This window comes from Pseudomonas sp. P8_229 (genome assembly GCF_034008635.1).
Lineage (GTDB): Bacteria > Pseudomonadota > Gammaproteobacteria > Pseudomonadales > Pseudomonadaceae > Aquipseudomonas.
In genome coordinates, this window is record NZ_CP125378.1 from 3,358,009 (window position 1) to 3,378,651 (window position 20,643).

At 60.8% G+C, this 20,643-nt stretch carries 14 protein-coding genes and 1 pseudogene; 11 read left to right on the forward strand and 4 right to left on the reverse strand.

The annotated features are described in order from the left end of the window. The first annotated feature begins 226 nt into the window (after positions 1-226). Complete coding sequence (gene thiI / locus QMK55_RS15280; RefSeq protein WP_102358550.1) at positions 227-1,681, forward strand: tRNA uracil 4-sulfurtransferase ThiI; 1,455 nt, start codon at positions 227-229, stop codon at positions 1,679-1,681. Between the two features lie 139 nt (positions 1,682-1,820). Continuing rightward, entirely contained in the window at positions 1,821-3,641 is a 1,821-nt protein-coding gene (typA, locus tag QMK55_RS15285) for a translational GTPase TypA (protein ID WP_102358549.1), read from the forward strand. Between the two features lie 227 nt (positions 3,642-3,868). Here typA and QMK55_RS15290 read toward each other — a convergent pair whose 3' ends face one another. Further along, entirely contained in the window at positions 3,869-4,306 is a 438-nt protein-coding gene (locus QMK55_RS15290; RefSeq protein ID WP_025110918.1) for a YkgJ family cysteine cluster protein, read from the reverse strand. 259 nt (positions 4,307-4,565) lie between these two features. Between QMK55_RS15290 and QMK55_RS15295 the strand changes: the two genes are divergently transcribed. The 5 genes from QMK55_RS15295 to QMK55_RS15315 all read left to right on the forward strand — a co-directional run bounded on the left by QMK55_RS15295 (position 4,566) and on the right by QMK55_RS15315 (position 14,175). Next, entirely contained in the window at positions 4,566-7,016 is a 2,451-nt protein-coding gene (locus QMK55_RS15295; RefSeq protein ID WP_320329493.1) for a glycogen/starch/alpha-glucan phosphorylase, read from the forward strand. Between the two features lie 254 nt (positions 7,017-7,270). Continuing rightward, complete coding sequence (locus tag QMK55_RS15300; RefSeq protein ID WP_320329494.1) at positions 7,271-10,855, forward strand: DUF2339 domain-containing protein; 3,585 nt, start codon at positions 7,271-7,273, stop codon at positions 10,853-10,855. Beyond that, positions 10,852-12,216, forward strand: a complete 1,365-nt coding sequence (locus tag QMK55_RS15305; RefSeq protein ID WP_320329495.1) for a DUF3999 domain-containing protein — start codon at positions 10,852-10,854, stop codon at positions 12,214-12,216. The genes QMK55_RS15300 and QMK55_RS15305 overlap by 4 nt, the downstream gene beginning before the upstream one ends. Before the next feature lie 342 nt (positions 12,217-12,558). Next, complete coding sequence (locus QMK55_RS15310) at positions 12,559-13,569, forward strand: class 1 fructose-bisphosphatase (protein WP_025110914.1); 1,011 nt, start codon at positions 12,559-12,561, stop codon at positions 13,567-13,569. Positions 13,570-13,572: 3 nt separating this feature from the next. After that, positions 13,573-14,175: a DUF924 family protein gene (locus QMK55_RS15315; protein ID WP_320329496.1), complete on the forward strand. Its 603-nt coding sequence runs from the start codon at positions 13,573-13,575 to the stop codon at positions 14,173-14,175. 134 nt (positions 14,176-14,309) lie between these two features. Here QMK55_RS15315 and QMK55_RS28615 read toward each other — a convergent pair whose 3' ends face one another. After that, entirely contained in the window at positions 14,310-15,074 is a 765-nt protein-coding gene (locus tag QMK55_RS28615; RefSeq protein ID WP_371748298.1) for a methyl-accepting chemotaxis protein, read from the reverse strand. A gap of 93 nt (positions 15,075-15,167) precedes the next feature. Beyond that, positions 15,168-16,202, reverse strand: a pseudogene (locus QMK55_RS28620) (cache domain-containing protein); the annotation flags it as partial. Between the two features lie 282 nt (positions 16,203-16,484). Here QMK55_RS28620 and QMK55_RS15325 point away from each other — a divergent pair. Continuing rightward, positions 16,485-16,739, forward strand: a complete 255-nt coding sequence (locus QMK55_RS15325; protein WP_025110911.1) for a hypothetical protein — start codon at positions 16,485-16,487, stop codon at positions 16,737-16,739. A 31-nt stretch (positions 16,740-16,770) separates the two neighbouring features. Further along, positions 16,771-17,340, forward strand: coding sequence for a lipocalin family protein (locus tag QMK55_RS15330; protein WP_102358543.1), 570 nt, complete (start codon positions 16,771-16,773; stop codon positions 17,338-17,340). A gap of 131 nt (positions 17,341-17,471) precedes the next feature. Here QMK55_RS15330 and QMK55_RS15335 read toward each other — a convergent pair whose 3' ends face one another. Then, on the reverse strand, positions 17,472-18,836 hold the full coding sequence (locus tag QMK55_RS15335; RefSeq protein WP_320329498.1) for a formimidoylglutamate deiminase: 1,365 nt from the start codon (positions 18,834-18,836) through the stop codon (positions 17,472-17,474). Between the two features lie 146 nt (positions 18,837-18,982). On the opposite strand from QMK55_RS15335, the gene hutC reads away from it, so the two are divergent. Both hutC and QMK55_RS15345 read left to right on the forward strand, forming a co-directional pair. After that, positions 18,983-19,693 carry a histidine utilization repressor gene (gene hutC / locus QMK55_RS15340; RefSeq protein ID WP_163013658.1) on the forward strand — a complete coding sequence of 237 codons (711 nt, stop codon included), beginning with the start codon at positions 18,983-18,985 and terminating at the stop codon, positions 19,691-19,693. Then, on the forward strand, positions 19,690-20,259 hold the full coding sequence (locus QMK55_RS15345) for a HutD family protein (protein ID WP_102358541.1): 570 nt from the start codon (positions 19,690-19,692) through the stop codon (positions 20,257-20,259). The genes hutC and QMK55_RS15345 overlap by 4 nt, the downstream gene beginning before the upstream one ends. The last annotated feature ends 384 nt before the right edge of the window (positions 20,260-20,643 follow it).

Here is a 20,643-nt window from a genome sequence, read left to right on the forward strand (position 1 = left end):
TTGCATGCCAGTGCCCCACCATGGGTTTTTTGCCCCAAATTCACGCTGGCAGCGGTGCAAAGCGCAATAAAGGGGAAAATCTCGCCCCTTAATGTAGCGTGCAAATCTGAAAATGACCCGTTTTGGTGCATGCGAAACCTTCTGCATATTAACTGGTTAAACCTTGAGCAATTTCCGCTATAATCCGCGCCCCCCTTTTTCGGCTGGCCCTGCGCGCGCTGTTTTCATGAAACTAATCGTAAAAGTCTTCCCCGAGATCACCATCAAAAGCCGCCCTGTCCGGATGCGTTTCATCCGCCAGTTGGCCAAGAACATCCGCGCTGTGCTCCGCGATCTGGACCCGGCCGTGGTGGTGAACGGTGTGTGGGACAATCTCGAGCTGGAAACCCGCGTTACCGACCCCAAAGCCTTGAAAGAGATGGGCGAACGCCTGATCTGCACGCCGGGCATTGCGCATTTTCTGCAGATCGACGAGTACCCGCTGGGCGACTTCGACGACATCACCGAGAAGTGCAAACAGCACTACGGCGATGAGCTGGCCGGGAAGATTTTCTCGGTGCGCTGCAAGCGTGCGGGCAAGCATCCGTTCAGCTCGATGGACGTTGAAAAATACGTCGGCAGCAAGCTGCGTCGCGAGTGCGGGGCGGCCGGTATCGACCTCAAAGCGCCGGAAATCGAAGTTCGCATCGAAGTTCGCGACCAACGGTTGTTTGTCATCCACGGCCAGCACAACGGCATCGGCGGTTACCCGCTCGGCGCCCTGGAGCAGACGCTGGTATTGATGTCCGGCGGCTTTGACTCGACGGTTGCCGCCTACCAGATCATGCGCCGCGGCCTGATGGCGCATTTCTGCTTCTTCAATCTGGGCGGTCGTGCCCATGAATTGGGCGTGATGGAAGTCGCGCATTTCATCTGGAAGAAGTACGGCAGCTCGCAACGCGTGCTATTTGTCAGTGTTCCGTTCGAAGAAGTGTTGGGCGAAATTCTCGGCAAAGTCGATAACAGTCATATGGGCGTCGTATTGAAGCGTATGATGTTGCGCGCGTCCTCCGCCATTGCCGACCGCCTGCACATCGATGCACTGGTGACCGGCGAAGCGATCTCCCAGGTGTCGAGCCAGACCTTGCCGAACCTGTCGGTGATCGACTGCGTGACCGACAAGTTGGTCCTGCGCCCGCTGATCGTCGCGCACAAACAGGACATCATCGACACGGCCAACGAGATCGGCACCGCCGATTTCGCCCGGCACATGCCGGAATACTGCGGGGTCATTTCGGTTAATCCGAAGACCGCCGCCAAACGCTACCGCGTTGAGCACGAAGAGAAAGAATTCGACATGGCGGTCCTCGAGCGTGCGCTCGAAAACGCCAAACTGGTGCCGATCGATCGAGTGATTGACGAATTGGGCCAGGACTTGCAGATCGAAGAAGTCGGCGAAGCGCTGGCTGGTCAGATCGTCATCGACATCCGTCACCCGGATGCGGCCGAGGATGACCCGCTGGAACTCGCCGGCATAGAAGTACAGACGATGCCGTTCTACGCAGTGAACGCTCGTTTCAAGGAGCTGGATCCGACTCGCCAGTACCTGCTGTATTGCGACAAAGGCGTGATGAGTCGCCTGCATGCTCACCATTTGCTCAGTGAGGGGCATGCCAATGTGCGCGTTTATCGACCGAGCTAAGTGCCCGGGGCTGTTTGCCTGTGGCCTGCGTCACCGGCCCCCCGACACCGCCGTCAAGCTGTAACGGCCATGCCGGACACTACTGTTAATCGCTGCCAAGACTTGTCAGCAAACCGAATCCTCTGATCGAGATACACAAGTGATCGAAAATCTACGTAACATCGCCATCATTGCCCACGTTGACCATGGTAAGACCACCCTGGTAGACAAACTCCTGCGTCAATCCGGCACCCTGGAGCGCAACGAGCTCAACGACGAGCGCGTGATGGACTCCAACGACCAGGAAAAAGAGCGCGGTATTACCATTCTGGCGAAAAACACCGCCATCAACTGGAACGGCTACCACATCAACATCGTGGACACCCCGGGCCACGCCGACTTCGGCGGCGAAGTTGAACGCGTAATGTCGATGGTTGACTCCGTTCTGCTGCTGGTTGACGCTCAAGACGGCCCTATGCCGCAAACCCGTTTCGTGACCAAGAAGGCTTTCGAAGCCGGCCTGCGTCCAATCGTGGTGATCAACAAGGTTGACCGTCCAGGCGCGCGTCCGGACTGGGTTCTGGACCAGATCTTCGACCTGTTCGACAACCTCGGTGCGACCGAAGAACAACTGGACTTCCAGGTTGTTTACGCCTCGGCCCTGAACGGCATCGCCGGTCTGGATCACACCGCCATGGCTGAAGACATGACCCCGCTGTACCAAGCGGTAGTCGACCACGTTCCGCCTCCGGCTGTTGACCGTGACGGCGCGTTCCAGATGCAGATCTCCGCTCTGGACTACAACAGCTTCCTGGGTGTTATCGGCGTTGGCCGTATCGCTCGTGGCCGCGTCAAGCCGAACACCCCGGTTGTGGCTATCGGTGCCGACGGCAAGCGTCGCAACGGCCGTATCCTGAAACTGATGGGTCACCACGGTCTGCACCGCGTTGACGTTGAAGAAGCTGCAGCAGGCGATATCGTTTGCATCAGCGGTATGGACTCGCTGTTCATCTCCGACACCCTGTGCCACCCGGACACCGTCGAGGCGATGAAGCCTCTGACCGTTGACGAGCCAACCGTTTCGATGACCTTCCAGGTAAACGACTCGCCATTCTGCGGTAAAGAAGGCAAGTTCGTGACGTCCCGTAACATCAAGGACCGTCTGGACAAAGAGCTGCTGTACAACGTTGCACTGCGCGTTGAAGAAGGCGATACCGCTGACAAGTTCAAGGTTTCCGGCCGTGGTGAGCTGCACCTCTCGGTACTGATCGAAACCATGCGTCGCGAAGGCTTCGAACTGGCCCTGGGCCGTCCTGAAGTGATCATTCGTGAAGTTGACGGCGTCAAGCAAGAACCGTTTGAAAACGTCACCATCGACATCCCTGAAGAAGCACAGGGCAAGGTCATGGAAGAGATGGGTCTGCGCAAAGGCGACCTGAGCAACATGGTGCCGGATGGCAAGGGCCGTGTTCGTCTGGAATACAACATCCCTGCTCGCGGTCTGATCGGTTTCCGTAACCAGTTCCTGACCCTGACCAACGGTGCTGGCATCCTGACCTCGATCTTCGATCGTTACGACACCGTCAAGTCGGGCCACATGTCCGGCCGTCAGAACGGCGTTCTGGTTTCGGTTGAAACCGGCAAGGCTCTGACCTACTCGCTGGAAACCCTGCAGGCTCGTGGCAAGCTGTTCGTAGAACACGGCCAGGAGATCTACAACGGTCAAATCGTTGGTCAGAACAGCCGCGACAACGACCTGGGTGTGAACCCAACCAAAGGCAAGAAGCTCGACAACATGCGTGCTTCGGGTAAAGACGAAACCATCGCTCTGGTCCCACCTGTTCGCTTCACCCTGGAACAGGCTCTGGAATACATCCAGGAAGACGAGCTGTGCGAAGTGACTCCTAAGTCCATCCGTCTTCGCAAGAAGATCCTGGACGAAAGCGAGCGTACCCGCGCTGCCAAGAAAGCCAAGGCGTAATTTAGCCCGAGCTTGAAAAAACGCCCCCGGTCGCGAGACCGGGGGCGTTTTTGTTTGTCTGGGGTTTAACTGAGGTTTGTGCGGTGTTTGTGCTGGCCTCTTCGCGAGCAAGCCCGCTCCCACAGGAGTTCGATGGCGTACACAAGATTTGTGTTCACCGAGAATCTACTGTGGGAGCGGGCTTGCTCGCGAAGAGGCCGATCAGCCGCCGAGAGTCTCAAGGCAGATCAAAACTTCTCGATTGCCCGGAAATTCTGCACACGCTCGACTTCTTTCGGCTTGTACGCGCAATACCCTGGGCGCGGCCCGATCTTGGGGTGATTGCGGCAGGTGTCCGGGCGCTTGTCATAAATGGTGCACAGGCGGCTCTTACGATCCAGGTAGTAGCAATCATTGTTGCTCATGCGCTGCAGAGTGAAGATCCCTGACTTCTGGTTGAAGCGCTCGACCAGCCCTTCCTTTTGCAGGCGCTTGGCGATGTTCTTCGGTGGGTCGCCCAGCTCGAACTCGTCGACCACGCCGATGCGTACCAGGTCCTTGATCTTGACCTCGACCGGCAGCGTGCAGCAGCTCGACATGCAGGAACCGCACATCGGGGCCGAATATTTGGCCCACGTATCGAGACGGTCAATCTCGGCGGCGGCAATCAGGTTGGGCTTCATCATCGGGAGTTACCAGGCGTGTGTGCATCAGGGCGCGCGATCATACCGGGACTGGTGGATTTTTGAACAACCTTTCGCCAGATTTTTGCAAATGTCGCTCAACTGGCCGGCAGTACGGCACGGCCCCTGCATTCATTAGCGCACTCGCCAAGGTAATGCCGGGCTATCTCACCGTCTTCGGAAAAACTGCCGAACCAGCGCCTCTACCGTCGGTCAGACCGTCTAGGCTCAGACAATTCCCCGCTCGCTCGAGGTCCTATCGATGACTCAAGAACCACTAGTTCGCGAAGCAGAGGTGGCCGCATTCCGCGACGCCGTCCTGACCAAGCTCACCTACGCGGTGGGCAAAGACCCGGATCACGCCTTCGACCATGACTGGTTCGAGGCCATCGCCCTGGCGGCGCGTGATCACATGGTCGAACACTGGATGGACCACACCCGGCAGATCTACCGCAAAGGCCAGAAGCGGGTGTATTACCTCTCGCTGGAATTTCTCATCGGCCGCTTGCTTTACGACAGCCTGAGCAACCTCGGTCTGCTCGATGTCGCCCGTGAAGCGCTGACGGAGCTGGGCGTCGATCTGGAGCGCATCCGCTTATTGGAGCCGGATGCGGCACTGGGCAACGGTGGCCTCGGGCGTCTGGCGGCGTGCTTCATGGAAAGCATGTCGACCCTCGGCATCGCCGGTCACGGCTACGGCATTCGTTATGAACACGGGCTGTTCCGCCAGGCCATCGTCGATGGCTGGCAGCAGGAACAGACCGAACACTGGCTGGATTTCGGCAACCCTTGGGAATTCGAGCGGCCGGAAGTCGTTTACACCATCGGTTTCGGCGGCAGTGTCGAAACCGTCACCGATGCCAGCGGCAAATCCAGGCAGGTCTGGTCACCAGCGGAAACCGTCCGGGCGATTGCCTATGACACGCCGGTGGTTGGCTGGCGCGGGGCGAGCGTCAATACCTTGCGCCTGTGGCGTGCCCGAGCCATGGAAGATCTGCACCTGGAGCGCTTCAACGCCGGTGACCACCTGGGGGCCGTGGCTGAAGTGGCCCGCGCCGAAAGTATTTCCCGCGTGCTTTACCCGGCAGACAGCACTGAAGCCGGGCAGGAATTGCGCCTGCGTCAGGAGTATTTCTTCGTCGCCGCCTCCCTGCAGGATTTGCTGCGCCGCCATCGCAACATGCACACCTCGGTGCTGACCCTGGGCGATCACGCCGCGATTCAGCTCAACGATACCCACCCCTCGATTGCCGTCGCCGAACTGATGCGCCAACTGGTCGATGTCTACGACGTGGCCTGGGATGCGGCGTGGCAAGTCACCGTCGACACACTGTCGTACACCAACCACACGCTGCTGCCCGAAGCGCTGGAAACCTGGCCGGTCGGCCTGATGGAGCGCATGCTGCCGCGGCACATGCAGATCATCTACCTGATCAACGCCCAGCACATCGATTCGCTGCGGGCCAAGGGCATTCACGATTTCGACGTGCTGCGCGCGGTGTCGCTGATCGAAGAAGACAATGGGCGCCGCGTGCGCATGGGCAACCTCGCATTCCTCGGCTCGCACAGCGTCAACGGCGTGTCCGGGCTGCACACGCAGCTGATGCGCAAGACTGTATTTGCCGAACTGCACAAGCTCTACCCGGAGCGGATCAACAACAAAACCAACGGCATCACCTTCCGCCGCTGGCTGTATCAGGCGAACTCTGAATTGACCTCGATGCTGGTCGATGCGCTGGGACCGGACTTGCTCGACAACCCCGAAGAACGGTTGCTCGATCTCGAACCGTTCGCCGAGAAACCCGCGTTCCGCAAAGCCTTCGCCGAGCAGCGGCTGCACAGCAAAAAGGCCTTGGCCTATCTGATTCACGAGCGCCTGGGGATCGCGGTCAATCCGGCGGCGATGTTCGATGTGCAGGTCAAACGGATCCACGAATACAAGCGTCAGTTGCTCAACCTGATGCACACCGTGGCGCTGTATCAGGCGATTCGCGCCGAGCCGGAAGTCGACTGGGTGCCTCGGGTGAAGATCTTCGCCGGCAAGGCGGCGGCCAGTTATCACCAGGCCAAGCTGATCATCAAGCTGACCAACGACATCGCCCGAGTAGTGAACAACGACCCGACCGTGCGTGGTTTGCTGAAAGTGGTGTTTTTGCCCAACTACAACGTCAGCCTGGCCGAAAGCATCATTCCGGCGGCGGACTTGTCCGAGCAGATTTCCACTGCCGGTTTCGAGGCCTCGGGCACCAGCAACATGAAGTTCGGCCTCAACGGTGCACTGACCATCGGCACCCTCGACGGCGCCAACGTGGAAATGTGCGAACGCATCGGTGCCGAGCACATGTTCATCTTTGGTCTCAGCGCGCAGCAGGTCGAAGCACGCAAGCAGAACCACGAGTTCAGCGCCGCGCCGGACATCGCCGCGTCTCATCGTCTGAACGATGTGCTGCAAGCGATTCGCAGTGGCGTGTTCTCGCCGGACGATACATCGCGCTACACCGGGCTGATCGATTCGCTGGTGGATTACGACCGTTTCCTGGTTTGCGCCGACTTTGACTCTTACTGGGAAGCACAGAAGCGCGTCGATGCGCACTGGCACGACGCCAATAACTGGTGGCGTTCAGCGGTGCTCAACACGGCGCGGATGGGCTGGTTCTCCTCTGACCGGACCATTCGCGAGTACGCCACCGATATCTGGAAGGCACTGGAGTAATTTTCTGCAACAAATGTGCGTAAGGCCCAACGTTTGTTGGGCCGGATCGATATACTGAGCGGCGGTTACCGGATCGTTCAGTCTGAACGTGTATCTCTGTAGGAGTGAGCCTGCTCGCGATAGCGGACTGTCACAACATAATTAATGGACTGACATACCGCTATCGCGAGCAGGCTCACTCCTACAAGGTTTATGCCTAGACTGACTGAATTGCCGGATTTGCCCCGCCTTGGGGCTGCTTAGGGATATCGACCATGCAATGGATGTTCATGTTGATCGGGCTGCTGCTCGGCTGGCTGCTCGATGAGTCGTTCAGCACCGCGCTACTGGGTGCACTGCTCGGACTGGCGATCGGGCAAACGCTGCGCATCGCCCGGCTTGGCTCGCAGGCGGCGGAGCAACAGCGCCAACTTGAGCAGACGAAGGTGGCCTTGCAAGGCGTCGCGCAGCGCCTGTATCTGCTGGAGGGTTCCCCCTCTCACGCGGTGCCAGCAGCAAGCGCGGAACCGCTCAGCGAGCCGGTCGTCGAGCCCCTCGACATCGCCGAAGATGCCCCGGACCCTGAATTGGTCTGGGAGCTGCCAGACGAACTCGAACCGATCTCCGCCGTCGCCAGCGAAACCAGCCAGCCGCTACCGGCCGATGTCTGGCATCTGGACGCCATCACTGACGAGCCCGCACAACCGGCACAACCCCGTGGCCCGAACCTCATCGAGCGCGGCATCAGCGCTGCGCGCAACTGGCTGTTCGGCGGTAACACGGTGCTGCGGGTCGGCGTGGTGCTGCTGTTCTTCGGTCTGGCCTTCCTGTTGCGCTACGCCACCGAAGGCATGGTGGTGCCGATCGAATTGCGTTATGCCGGTGTCGCGGCTGCGGCGTTGGCCCTGCTGGCGCTGGGCTGGTGGTTGCGTCGACGCAACAGCAGTTATGCGCTGATCTTGCAGGGCACCGGGATCGCGGTGCTGTACCTGACGGTGTTTGCGGCGATGCGCCTGCACCCGTTGCTCGACCCGTCCGCCGCGCTGGGGCTGTTGGTGGCCGTGACGGTGTTCTCGGCGATTCTCGCCATCACCCAGGATGCGCTGGGGCTGGCCGCCGCTGCGGCATTGGGCGGTTTCGCCGCGCCAATCCTGACCTCGACCGGCGCCGGCAACCATGTCGCGCTGTTCAGCTATTTCGCGCTGCTCAACGCCGGCATTCTCGCCATCGCCTGGTTCAAGGCCTGGCGCCTGCTCAACCTGATCGGTTTCGTCGGCACTTTCGGCATCGGTTTCGCCTGGGGGCTGCGTTCCTATGCGCCAGAGCTGCTGTGGAGTACCGAGCCGTTCCTGATTCTGTTCTTCCTGATGTATCTGGCGATCGGCCTGCTGTTCGCGCGGCGCAAGTTGCTCGACATGCCCGATGCGCCGGCGGACGGCGACCGTGAGGCGCTGCTGCACTGGTCGGCCCGCAAGGGCGATTACGTCGACGGCACGATGCTGTTCGGCCCGCCGATCGTGGGTTTCGGTCTGCAGTTTGCGCTGGTGCAGCATCTGGAATTCGCCGCCGCGTTCAGCGCACTGGCACTGGGCGTGATCTACATGGGCCTGGCCCGGGTATTGATGGGCGGTCGCGCGTTGTTGCTGGGTGAAACCTGTCTGGCGCTGGGGGTGATCTTCGCCAGTCTGGCGATCCCGCTCGGCCTCGATGCGCGCTGGACTTCGGCGGCGTGGGCGGTGGAGGGCGCAGGAATTTTCTGGCTCGGCTTGCGCCAGCAGCGGCCGTTCGCCCGGGCGTTCGCCTTGCTGCTGCAACTGGGGTCGGCGCTGGCATTCCTCAGTCAGTTGCGCGTCGGCGAGAGCAGCCTGCTCGACGGTGCACCCTTGGGCGCGCTGATGCTCGGCATCGCGTTGCTGTTCAGTTTCTATCAACTGCGCAAGGCCGCGCCAGAACAGGCTTCACCGTGGGAGCGCCAGGGCCTTCCGGTGCTGGCGGCTTTGGGCCTGACCTTCCTGTACCTGTTGGCGCCGCTGTTCTTCTTTGTTCAGGCCACGGCGATCAGTTGGGCGCTGGCCGGATTGGTGACGTTGTTCGCCGGTCTGCGCCTGCAATCACGCACATTCCTGTTCACCGCGTTCGCCGTGCAACTGCTTGGTGGTGCGTTGTTCCTGCTTCGCCTGCAAGGCGCGGGTGAAGATTCGGCAGCAGTGTTCAGCGCCGGCTGGAGCGGGTTGCTCAGCGCGTCGTTGATTGGCCTGGCGTTGATCGCGGGCATGCTGCTGGCGGCGCGTGACGAAATGGTGCGCGGCGATGTGCGTCTGCTGCGTGGTTTGTCGGTGGTGCTGTTGGCAGGCTTGGTGCTGATCAATCTGGCGGTGCTGTTCGTGTTGCCGTGGCAAACCGCGAGCGCAGTGTGGGCGGCCAGCGGGTTGTTGATCATCTGGCTGAGCCTGTACCTCAAGCAGCGCGTGAGTTTTGTCTTCGGCTTGTTGTTGCAGTTGATCGGCGGCGCGGCGTTTTTGCTGGCCGGTCCCGAGTTGCTCGGGCCGTTGTCCAGCGAAGGTCTGCGACCGCTGGCCCATGGCGGATTCTGGACGCCGCTGGTGTTGGGGCTGGCGGCGATGATCGGTGCCTGGCGCCTGCAACTGGGCAATCACGCCTCGGCATTCGATGCGCTGAGTTTGCAGCGCTTGTCTGAAGTGCTGCTGGTATGGGGCGCCGGATGGTGGGCGCTGGCGTGGGTCAGCGAGGTGTTGCGTTTTGCGCCGCTGAATCTGCAAGCCACGTTGTTGCTGCTGGTTGCCGCGCTGAGCGTGGCGTTGTGGACGCTGTTGTCGTTGCGTCTGAAATGGCCGGCGCTGGGTCTGCTGTGCACCTTGCTGATTCCGGCAGCGGGCCTGGTGCTGCTGGCGGCGTGGCATGCGCGTTATCACCCGGCGGCGAATGTCGGCTGGCTGGCGTGGGCACTGGTGTTCGTCGTGCACTTCTTCAGCTTGCGACGTCTGGCGCCGATGCTGCCGGCACGTGCCTTGAGCACCGCACAGGTGCTCGGCTGCTGGCTGCTGATCGGCGTGTTGGCGCTGGAGTTGCGTTACGGCCTGCTGCTGTTGTCCGAGCAATACAACGCCTGGCGCTGGCTGGGCTGGGCGATCCTGCCGAGCCTGTATCTGTTGCTGGCGGCGGCTCCGCGCAACTGGCCGTGGCCGGTGGCAGCGTTCCCTCGCGAATATCGTTTGTACGCCGCTGCGCCGTTGGCGCTACTGATGTTGGCGTGGTTCTGGCTGGCCAACGGCGTCAGCGACGGCAACGCCGAACCGCTGCCGTACGTGCCGCTGATCAACCCGCTGGAATTGGGCCTGCTGTTCGCCCTGTTCGGGGTTTATGTGTGGTCGCGTCATGCCGTGACGCAGTTTGCGTTGCGCAAGGATTACGCCGAGTACGCCACGCAACTGGTCGCCGGGGTCTCGCTGTTCGCTTTCTGCACCGCGCTGGTGACCCGGGCTGCGCACCATTGGGCGGGGATCCCGTTCGAGCTGGACCTGTTGCTCGAATCGATGCTGGTGCAGGCCGGGTTGTCCATCGTCTGGACGTTGATGGCGCTGGGCCTGATGATCGGCGGGCATCTGCGTCATCGACGTGAGGTATGGCTGATCGGCGCGGCGTTGATTGCGCTGGTGGTGGCGAAACTGGTTTTTGTCGAATTGAGCAACCGTGGCGGCCTCGCGCGGATCGTCTCGTTTATCGGTGTCGGCGTGCTGCTGCTGGTGGTGGGCTACTTTGCCCCGCTGCCGCCCAAGCGCGTCGAAGCCGAACCGGCGGCGGACAAGCCCGTTCCGGACACCGAAGGAGTTTCATCTTGAGTCGCATGCTGAATCTGGGGTGGTTGGCGCTGGGCGTGGTGATGGCTGCCGGCGCCCAGGAAAAACCGGCGGACTTCGCCACACAGGTGCCGCTGGCGGTGAGTGGCAACGGCCCCTGGTATCGCCTCGAACTGCCGTTGAGCGCGCAATTGCAGGCACGCCAGACCGATCTGAGCGACCTGCGGGTGTTCAACGCCGCGGGCGAACCGCAAGCCTACGCCCTGGCCCGTGAATCGGCGCAGACCCGTGACGACGGTCAGTTGCATGAAGTGAAGTGGTTCCCTCTGTACAACACCGCCGATGCCAGCGAACGCGCGCCGAACGTGCGCGTGCAATCGACCACCACCGGCACGCTGGTGGAAGTGCAGCCGTCCAGCCAACTGGAGGCTGGCGAGGAAGTGCTGCGTGGCTGGCTGCTCGATGCCAGTGCGATCAAGGCGCCGTTGCAGCAGTTGATCCTGGACTGGACCAGCGAGCGGGACGGCTTCCAGCGCTTCAGCATCGAAGCCAGTGATGATTTGCAGCATTGGCAGGCGTGGGGTGAGGGGCAGGTTGCGCGGCTGACCTTTTCCGATGAGCGTATCGAACAGCACGAAGTGGCGCTGTCGGGGCAATCGGCGCGGTATCTGCGTCTGCTGTGGGATGCGCCGACGTCGGCGCCGAGCCTGACCTCGGCGCAACTGAAAAGCAGCGATCCGCGCAACGTGCCGCTGCCGTTGGTCTGGTCGCAAGCGCTGGCCGGCAGCAGCACCAAGGCCGGCGAGTACACCTGGCAGTTGCCGATGGGGCTGAACGTCGAACGGGTGCAGGTTGATCTCAAGCAACCGAACAGCCTGGCCCCGGTTACCCTCGCAGGCCGGCGCGAGAGCAGCCTGCCATGGCAGACGCTGAGCAACGGTTTACTGTATCGCCTGACGCAGAACGGTCAGGACGTGGTGCAGAACGAATTGCAGCTGTACGGGCAGACCGTACAGCAGTTGAAACTGAGCGTGGATGAGCGCGGCGGCGGTCTGGGCGAGCAGGCACCGAGCCTGAAATACGCGGTGCGGGCGACGCAGGTGATCTTTCTCGCACGCGGCGAAGGGCCTTACAGCCTGGTGCTGGGCAATCCGACTGTGAAAACGGCGAACCTGCCGCTGACCACGCTGATTCCGGATTTCAAACCGGAGAAACTCGCGACGCTGGGTAAGGCAACGGTGCAGGGCGAAGTGCTTGCCACGCAGACCTCACCAGCAACCACGGCGGCCGTGGCCGAGACCCATTGGAAGAAAATCGGTTTGTGGGCGGTGTTGTTGGTGAGCGTGGTGTTCCTCGGGGCGATGGCGGCGAGCCTGTTGCGCAAGCCGCCTACCAACTCCTGAGAATGGCTGGCGCTGCGCGCCATTCGCGAGCAAGCCCGCTCCCACAGGAGATCTTCAGTGGGCATAAGGTTTGTGTTCAATCGAGATCCCCTGTGGGAGCGGGCTCGCTCGCGAAGGCGCCCGGTCAGGCAACAAAAAATTCTGACCGGGCACAGTGCGACATGCACCGCCCGTCCCGATTCGAACTACGCTGATGGCGGCGCCTGAACTCTCTCGACCCGATCACGTCTGATACAAGCAATTGCGCCCCAATGCACGTTACCGGGCGTCATCGCTCGCTACGTTTTCAGACTCCCTGTAAACTGCGCGGGTTTTTAGCCCCCCATTCCACCGGAGCCGTCCATGTCCCGCGTTACCCTGAGTCGCTATTTGATTGAGCAGACCCGCAGCAATAACACTCCTGCCGATCTGCGCTTCCTGATCGAAGTGGTGGCGCGTGCCTGCAAAGAGATCAGCCACGCCGTGTCCAAAGGCGCCCTGGGTGGTGTTCTGGGCAGCATGGGCACTGAAAACGTCCAAGGCGAAGTGCAGAAGAAGCTCGACGTCCTGTCGAACGAAATCCTGCTCGAAGCCAACGAATGGGGCGGTCACCTGGCCGGCATGGCGTCCGAAGAAATGGACAATGCCTACCAGATTCCGGGCAAATACCCGAAAGGCGCGTACCTGCTGGTATTCGACCCACTGGACGGCTCGTCGAACATCGACATCAACGCCCCGGTCGGCACCATCTTCTCGGTACTGCGTTGCCCGAACGAATACCTGAGCCAGAACGAGCCGCTGAACGAAAAAGCCTTCCTGCAGCCAGGCACCCAGCAAGTCGCTGCCGGTTATGCGATCTACGGCCCGCAGACCATGCTGGTGCTGACGCTCGGTGACGGCGTCAAAGGCTTCACCCTGGACCGCGAAATGGGCAGCTTCGTCCTGACCCACGAAGACATCACCATTCCTGAATCGACCCAGGAATTCGCGATCAACATGTCCAACCAGCGCCACTGGGAAGCCCCGGTACAACGCTACGTCAGCGAACTGCTGGCCGGCGAAGAAGGTCCGCTGAAAAAGAACTACAACATGCGTTGGGTTGCGGCGATGGTGGCCGACGTACACCGCATCCTGACCCGTGGTGGCCTGTTCATGTACCCACGTGACAGCCGCGAGCCGTCGAAGCCGGGCAAACTGCGTCTGATGTACGAAGCCAACCCGATGTCGTTCCTGGTGGAACAAGCGGGCGGCGCGTCCACCGACGGTCACCAGCGGATCCTCGATATTCAGCCCGAAGGCCTGCACCAGCGCGTAGCGGTGTTCCTCGGCTCGAAAGAAGAAGTCGCCCGCGCTACGGCCTACCACAAGGAATAAACCATGAACGCGCCCTGGCAGCCGTTGCTCGATTGGTGGTTCGGACACGCCGAATCACCCGACGAGGTATCGGCTGACAAGGGCACGTTGTGGTTCGGCAAGCGAGACAGCCAAGACCTCGAAGCGCGTGAGCGTTTCGGGGTCTTTGTCGATCAGGCCCTCGCCGGCGAATTGACCGAGTGGGCGCAACGTCCCGAAGGTTGGCTGGCCGTGGTGTTGCTGCTCGATCAACTGCCGCGAATGATCTTTCGCGACTCTCCCAAAGCCTTTTCCGGTGATCTGCGCGCGCAAAAACTCGTCGTGCAAGGCATTGCTGCGGACTTCGACCGGCAACTGAAGCCGATTCAGCGGGTATTCATTTATCTGGTGTTCGAACACTGCGAAAACCTCGCGGTGCAGAACGAAGCCGTTTCGCGGTTTATCGATCTGGTGGCTGAACAGCCGGAAAGTGAGCGGGCGGTGTTCGCTGACAACCTGGACTATGCCGAGCGGCACCAGAAAGTGATTGCGCGGTTTGGACGGTTTCCGCATCGCAATGCGGTGTTGGGGCGGGAGTCGACGGCGGAAGAACTTGAGTTCCTCGCCGGGCCAGGTTCCCGATTCTAAACTTGCGTTAAGGCTGCTGCCGTCTTCGCGAGCAAGCCCGCTCCCACAGTGCCTTATGGTGGAACACACATTGTGTTAACACCGAAGATCCCTGTGGGAGCGGGCTTGCTCGCGAAGAGGCCAGTGGCCGCGCCTTAAATCCTGAAACTGCCCACCAACTGCTTCAACCGTGCCGCCTGCTGCTCCAGATCCGAGCACGCGCGCAAGGTCGCCTGCAGGTTCTCCACGCCTTCCTGGTTCAGCGTGTTGATCTCGTTGATATCAACGTTGATCGACTCGACCACGGCGGTCTGCTCTTCAGTCGCGGTGGCCACCGACTGGTTCATCCCGTCGATCTCGCCGATGCGCTGGGTCACGCTGCCCAGACGTTCGCCGGCCTGGTTGGCGATACCGACGCTGCTTTCGCTCTCGCGCTGGCTCTCGGTCATGATGCTCACCGCCTGTCGTGCGCCGACCTGCAGTTCTTCGATCATCTTCTGCACTTGCTGCGCCGAATCCTGGGTGCGATGTGCGAGGTTGCGCACTTCGTCAGCGACCACGGCGAAACCACGACCGGCCTCACCGGCGCGGGCTGCCTCGATCGCGGCGTTGAGCGCCAGCAGGTTGGTCTGCTGCGAGATGCTGGTGATCACTTCCAGAATCTGGCCGATGTTCACCGTGTTGCTGTTCAGCGTTTCGATGTTGCCGCAGGAGTCGCTGATCTTCGCCGACAGTTGCTGCATGGCCTGAATGGTTTTATCCACCACCTGCTGACCGTCGACCGCCAGGCTGCGCGCATCGCTGGAGTGTTGCGAGGCGAGGGCGGCGTTCTGCGCGATTTCCTGGGCGGCGGCGCCGAGCTGGTTGATTGCGGCGGCCACGCTGTTGGTGCGGCTGGACTGCTGGTCGGAGTTGTACATCGACGAGTTCGAGGCCGCGACCACGCGCAGGGCAACTTCATTGACCTGGCCGGTGGCCGAGGACACTTCGCGAATCGAAGTGTGGATACGCTCGACGAAACGGTTGAACGAAGTGCCCAGTGCGCCGAACTCGTCGTTACCGTGAATCACCAGACGCTTGGTCAGATCGCCTTCACCTTCGGCGATGTCGTGCATGGCGCGGCCCATGGTCAGCAGTGGTTGCATCAACACGCGGATCAGTATGCCGAGCAGGGCGATGATGATCACTACGGCAATCACCATGGCGATCAGCGCCGAGGTGCGGAATTCGCTGAGCATCGAAAACGCGGTGTCCTTGTCCAGCACCAGCGCCACATACCAGTCGGCCGAAGGCACGCCGTTGATGTGGGTGAACGAGACCAGTTGGGTCTTGCCGTCGAATTCGACTTCTTTCAGGCCCGGGCTGACTTTCGGTGCGCCGTTCGGATAGGCCTCGGCGAGGGTCTTGAGCACCAGTTTGCTGTCCGGGTGAATCAGGATCTTGCCTTCGCTGCTGACAATGAACGCGTGGCCATGGCCACCGAAGTTCAGCGAGTTGATGATTGCGCTGACGCTGGTCAGGTCGATGTCCGCACCGGCCACACCGATCATCTGGCCCTGACGCTGTACCGGGGTGGCGACAGTGATCACCAGTTTGCCCGACGAGGCGGCGATGTAGGGTTCGGTGACGATGGTCTGCTGGGTGCTGTTGGCTGCCTTGTACCAGCCACGGGCACGCGGGTCGTAGTCCGGCGCGCGGTTGCCGGCGGGCACGGAGAACATCACGCCGTCGGTACCGCCGAAGTAGCTGAGCTGGAAATTGCCGGTGTAGGCGGGCAGGTCGATGATGCGTTTCAGGCTGGCGGGTGCGCTGCCGTCGGCGGCGACTTGCTGTGACAGCGATTGCAGCAACTGGATGCGACTCTCCAGCCAGGTCTGGATGTTGCTGGTGGTCAGGCTGCCCAGTTCCTGCATCGACGCTTCGGTGCTGCTGCTCAGGGCTTCGCGTTGTCGATAGTCGTTGAAGAAAATGAAACAGGCGAACGCAACGGCCACCACGAGGGCGGCAGCCAACAAGATCTTGTGGCTGAATTTCATGTTTCTGGTCATCGAATGAACTACCGCGAAGGGGCTGGTCAAGAAGTGGCGGCAATTTGCCACACTCGGGGGCTTTGCGCTGCTCTTATTTCGACTGCGTCGCGCCAAAGATTAGGCGGTTTTCGGGAAATGCGACGAAATGCTCAATCGCTGCAAAAAGTCGCTGATTGGGCGCTAAATGCCAGACGAGCGGAGCAATAAATAGCCATCGGCGTGGGGAACCAGACAGGGGTTTTCTCTTCTAAGCTTCTGGTTGGCGCCATGCCATCCCCCTTCCGCTCCAGGAGTTACTTCATGTCGCTGCGATCTATCGCCCTTCTGACTTTTTGCGTGCTGTTGGCCGCGTGCAGCAAGGTCAATCAGGAAAACTATTCCAGGCTTTCGGCCGGCATGGCCAAGGCCGAAGTTGAGACGCTGCTCGGCAAACCCACCGACTGCTCGGGTGCGCTCGGCATGTCCAGTTGCACTTGGGGCGACCAGAAAAGCTTTATCAGCGTGCAGTATGCCGGTGACAAAGTGTTGATGTTTTCCGGCCAAGGCCTGAAGTAAACCGGGGCTACGCGCCCGCGGGAGAAAAATAATGAAGCGGTTATTGTTTGTCTTTTTTGCCGGCCTGGTACTGGCCGGCTGCGCCACACACGGTGAAGATCCGCTGGCGCCCAAGACAGTCCACAGCGTCAACCTCAAGCGTTACCAGGGCACCTGGTACGAACTGGCGCGCCTGCCGATGTACTTCCAGCGCGATTGCGCGCAATCCGAAGCGCATTACTCGCTCAAGCCCGATGGCAACGTCGATGTACTCAATCGCTGCCTGACTGCGGACTGGCAATGGGAAGAGGTCAAGGGCACGGCTTATCCACAGGTGCCGGGCAAGACCGACAAGTTGTGGGTCGAGTTCGATACCTGGTTCTCGCGCCTGATTCCGGGTGTGGCGAAAGGCGAATACTGGGTGTTGTACGTCAGCGATGACTACAAGACCGCCATCGTCGGCGACCCGAGCCGCAAGTACATGTGGTTGCTGTCACGCACGCCGACCGTCAACGGTGTGGTGCGTGAAGAGCTGCTGAGCAAGGCTCGTCAGCAAGGTTATGACACCACGCGACTGATCTGGCGGGCGTCGGATCGGCAGATGGCCAAGACTTCAAACTAAAGAACACCACAAAACCAATGATCGCTCCCACGCTCCGCGTGGGAGTGTCTCAATGGACGCTCCGCGTCCGCTTGTGGGACGCAGAGCGTCCCGGGCTGCATTCCCACGCAGAGCGTGGGAACGATCAGCTGTCAGCCCAGAAGGTCGCGTAGAACCTGGGTGAATGCCCGCGCACTGTCCTCTTCGCCAGCATGGCGCCCGTCACGCACTATCCACTGGCCGTTGACCAGCACGTCGCGCACCTGACGATCACCACCGGCAAACAACCAGCGATTCAAAATCCCGTCACCACTGGCCGTCGCCAGATACGGGTCATTGCCATCGAGCACGATCCAGTCCGCACGCTTGCCGACTTCCAGCGCGCCAATTGGTTGCCCCAGTGCCTGGGCACCGCCCTCCAGCGCCGCGTCATACAGCGTGCGCCCGACCATTGGCTGATCTGCGCCATACAGGCGATTGCGCCGCTGATCGCGCAGACGCTGACCGTATTCCAGCCAACGCAGTTCCTCGACCACGCTGAGCGACACATGGCTGTCGGAACCGATGCCCATGCGTCCGCCCTGCGCGAGGAAATCCACCGCCGGGAAAATCCCGTCGCCAAGGTTGGCTTCAGTCGTCAGGCACAGGCCGGCAATGGCGCGACTCTTGGCCATCAGCGTGACTTCTTCCGGGTTGGCGTGGGTGGCGTGGACCAGACACCAGCGCTGATCGACCTCGGTGTTTTCATAGAGCCATTGCAACGGACGACGACCGCTCCAGCTCAGGCAGTCATCGACTTCCTTTTGCTGTTCGGCGATGTGAATGTGCACCGGGCACTGCTTGTCACTGGCTGCCAGCACTTCGCTGATCTGTTGCGGGGTGACTGCGCGCAACGAGTGGAAGCACAGCCCTAGCGATTGCGCCTTTTGCTGCGCCAGCAGTGGTTGCAGGCGCGATTGCAGCTTCAGGTAGTTTTCGGTGCTGTTGATGAAGCGGCGCTGGCCGTCGTTCGGCGTCTGCCCGCCGAAACCCGAGTGGCTGTAGAGCACCGGCAGCAGGGTCAGACCGATGCCGCTGTCACTTGCGGCCTGGCTGATGCGCAACGCCAGTTCAGCCGGGTCGGCGTAAGGCTGGCCGTTGTGGTCGTGATGCACGTAGTGAAATTCAGCGACCGAGGTGTATCCGGCCTTGAGCATTTCGATGTACAGCTGACGGGCGATTACCCCGAGTTGCTCCGGGCTGATTTTCCCTACGAGCCGGTACATCAGGTCGCGCCAGGTCCAGAAACTGTCATTGGGGTTGCCGGCCACTTCGGCCAGGCCCGCCATCGCGCGTTGGAACGCGTGGGAGTGCAGGTTCGGCATGCCCGGCAGTAGCGGACCGCTCAGCCGTTCGGCGCCGTCTGCGGTGGAATCGGCCAGGATTTGGGTCAATACGCCATCGGCGCTGACCTCCAGACGTACATTGTTGGCCCATCCGTTAGGCAGCAGCGCGCGTTCGGCAAAGAAGGCGGACATGGTTCAGCACCCCATCGTGTGTTATTTGTATATACATATACAGACGTTTGCCTGCCCGGTAAACTCCGGCAAGCTAGCAACCTCCATCCAAAGAACAGGGATCAACCGTGCCGACTCCGCCTCCAGTCTCCCCGTTGGCCGCGAACATGGGCGACAGTCCGGCGCCCTTGTACGCTCGCGTCAAACAGATGATCACCCAGCAGATCGACAGCGGTAACTGGCCGCCGCACTACCGCGTGCCGTCGGAAAGCGAACTGGTCAATCAACTCGGTTTCAGCCGTATGACCATCAATCGGGCCCTGCGTGAGATGACCGCCGACGGCCTGCTGGTGCGCATGCAAGGCGTCGGTACGTTCGTCGCTGAACCGAAAAGCCAGTCCGCGCTGTTCGAAGTGCACAACATCGCCGACGAAATCGCCTCTCGTGGCCATCGCCACACCTGTCAGGTGATCACCCTCGAAGAAGAGGCCGCCGGTTCCGAGCGTGCACTGGCGCTGGACATGCGTGAAGGGCAGAAGGTGTTCCACTCGCTGATCGTGCATTACGAAAACGACATTCCGGTGCAAATCGAAGACCGTTTCGTCAATGCTCTGGTCGCCCCGGAGTACCTCAAGCAGGACTTCACCCTGCAAACCCCTTATGCCTATCTCAACCAGGTGGCACCGCTGACCGAAGGCGAGCACGTGGTCGAAGCGATCCTCGCCGAGCCGTCCGAGTGCAAGTTGCTGCAGATCGAAAAAGGCGAACCGTGCCTGTTGATCCGCCGTCGTACCTGGTCGGGACGTCAGCCGGTGACGGCGGCACGTTTGATTCATCCGGGTTCTCGTCATCGTCTGGAAGGACGCTTTCATAAATGAATGGTTTGAAGGTTTTACGCGCCGAAGGCTACCCACGCATGCCGTGGAAAAACGGCGGTGGCAGCACCGAAGAAATCACCCGTGACGCGGGCGCCGGCCTTGAGGGTTTCGGCTGGCGTCTGTCGATTGCCGACATTGCCGAGTCGGGCGGTTTTTCGACCTTTGCCGGTTACCAGCGGGTGATCACGGTACTGCAGGGTGATGGCATGACCCTGTGTGTTGACGGTGATGACACGCGCCCGCTGTTACCTCTGGACCCGTTTGCGTTCAGCGGCGAGAGCCAGGTGTCCTGCACCTTGCTCGGCGGGGCAATCCGCGATTTCAACCTGATTTACGCGCCGCAGCGTTACCGCGCGCGGTTGCAGTGGCTGGAGGGAGAGCAGCGGTTTTTCAGTTCGGCGGGGACGGTGTTGGTGTTCAGTGTCAGTGAGTTGCTGCAAGTGCAGGTCGGTGACAGCACGGCACAGCTCGGTCGACATGACTGTGTGCAACTGGACGGTAACAGCGAATTGGTCGAAGTCTCCACCAATGCCGCTTGCTGCGTGATCGAACTCCTCCAGAACTGAACAAAACCCTGTGGTGAGGGGATAAATCCCCTCACCACAAAAGCTATCCCTCTCCTGTTTCCCTCTGCGCACCAACTTGTTACCGAACGCCCCAGCGTGGCGCAAAACCACGCTTTCGTAGCCGCTGTGCACTTCCTCCAAACATCCCGCTAAATTTTTCATCAACGCCAGAACCCTTGTGTCAGGCGGTCTTCAGCCCTGTCCGCGATTTTCCTGAACCGCTCTCCAACAAGTTGGCCGCTCGATTGCATATGCTTGTATGTACAAGTAAAGACGTATGCGTATGGGTCACTTGAGACTCCCGCGGCGTCCACTGATTCGCTTGTCGCGCCAAGAGGCGCACAAGCCGCTTGCCCACCGCCAGGGTTGGTTTGAATTGATCGC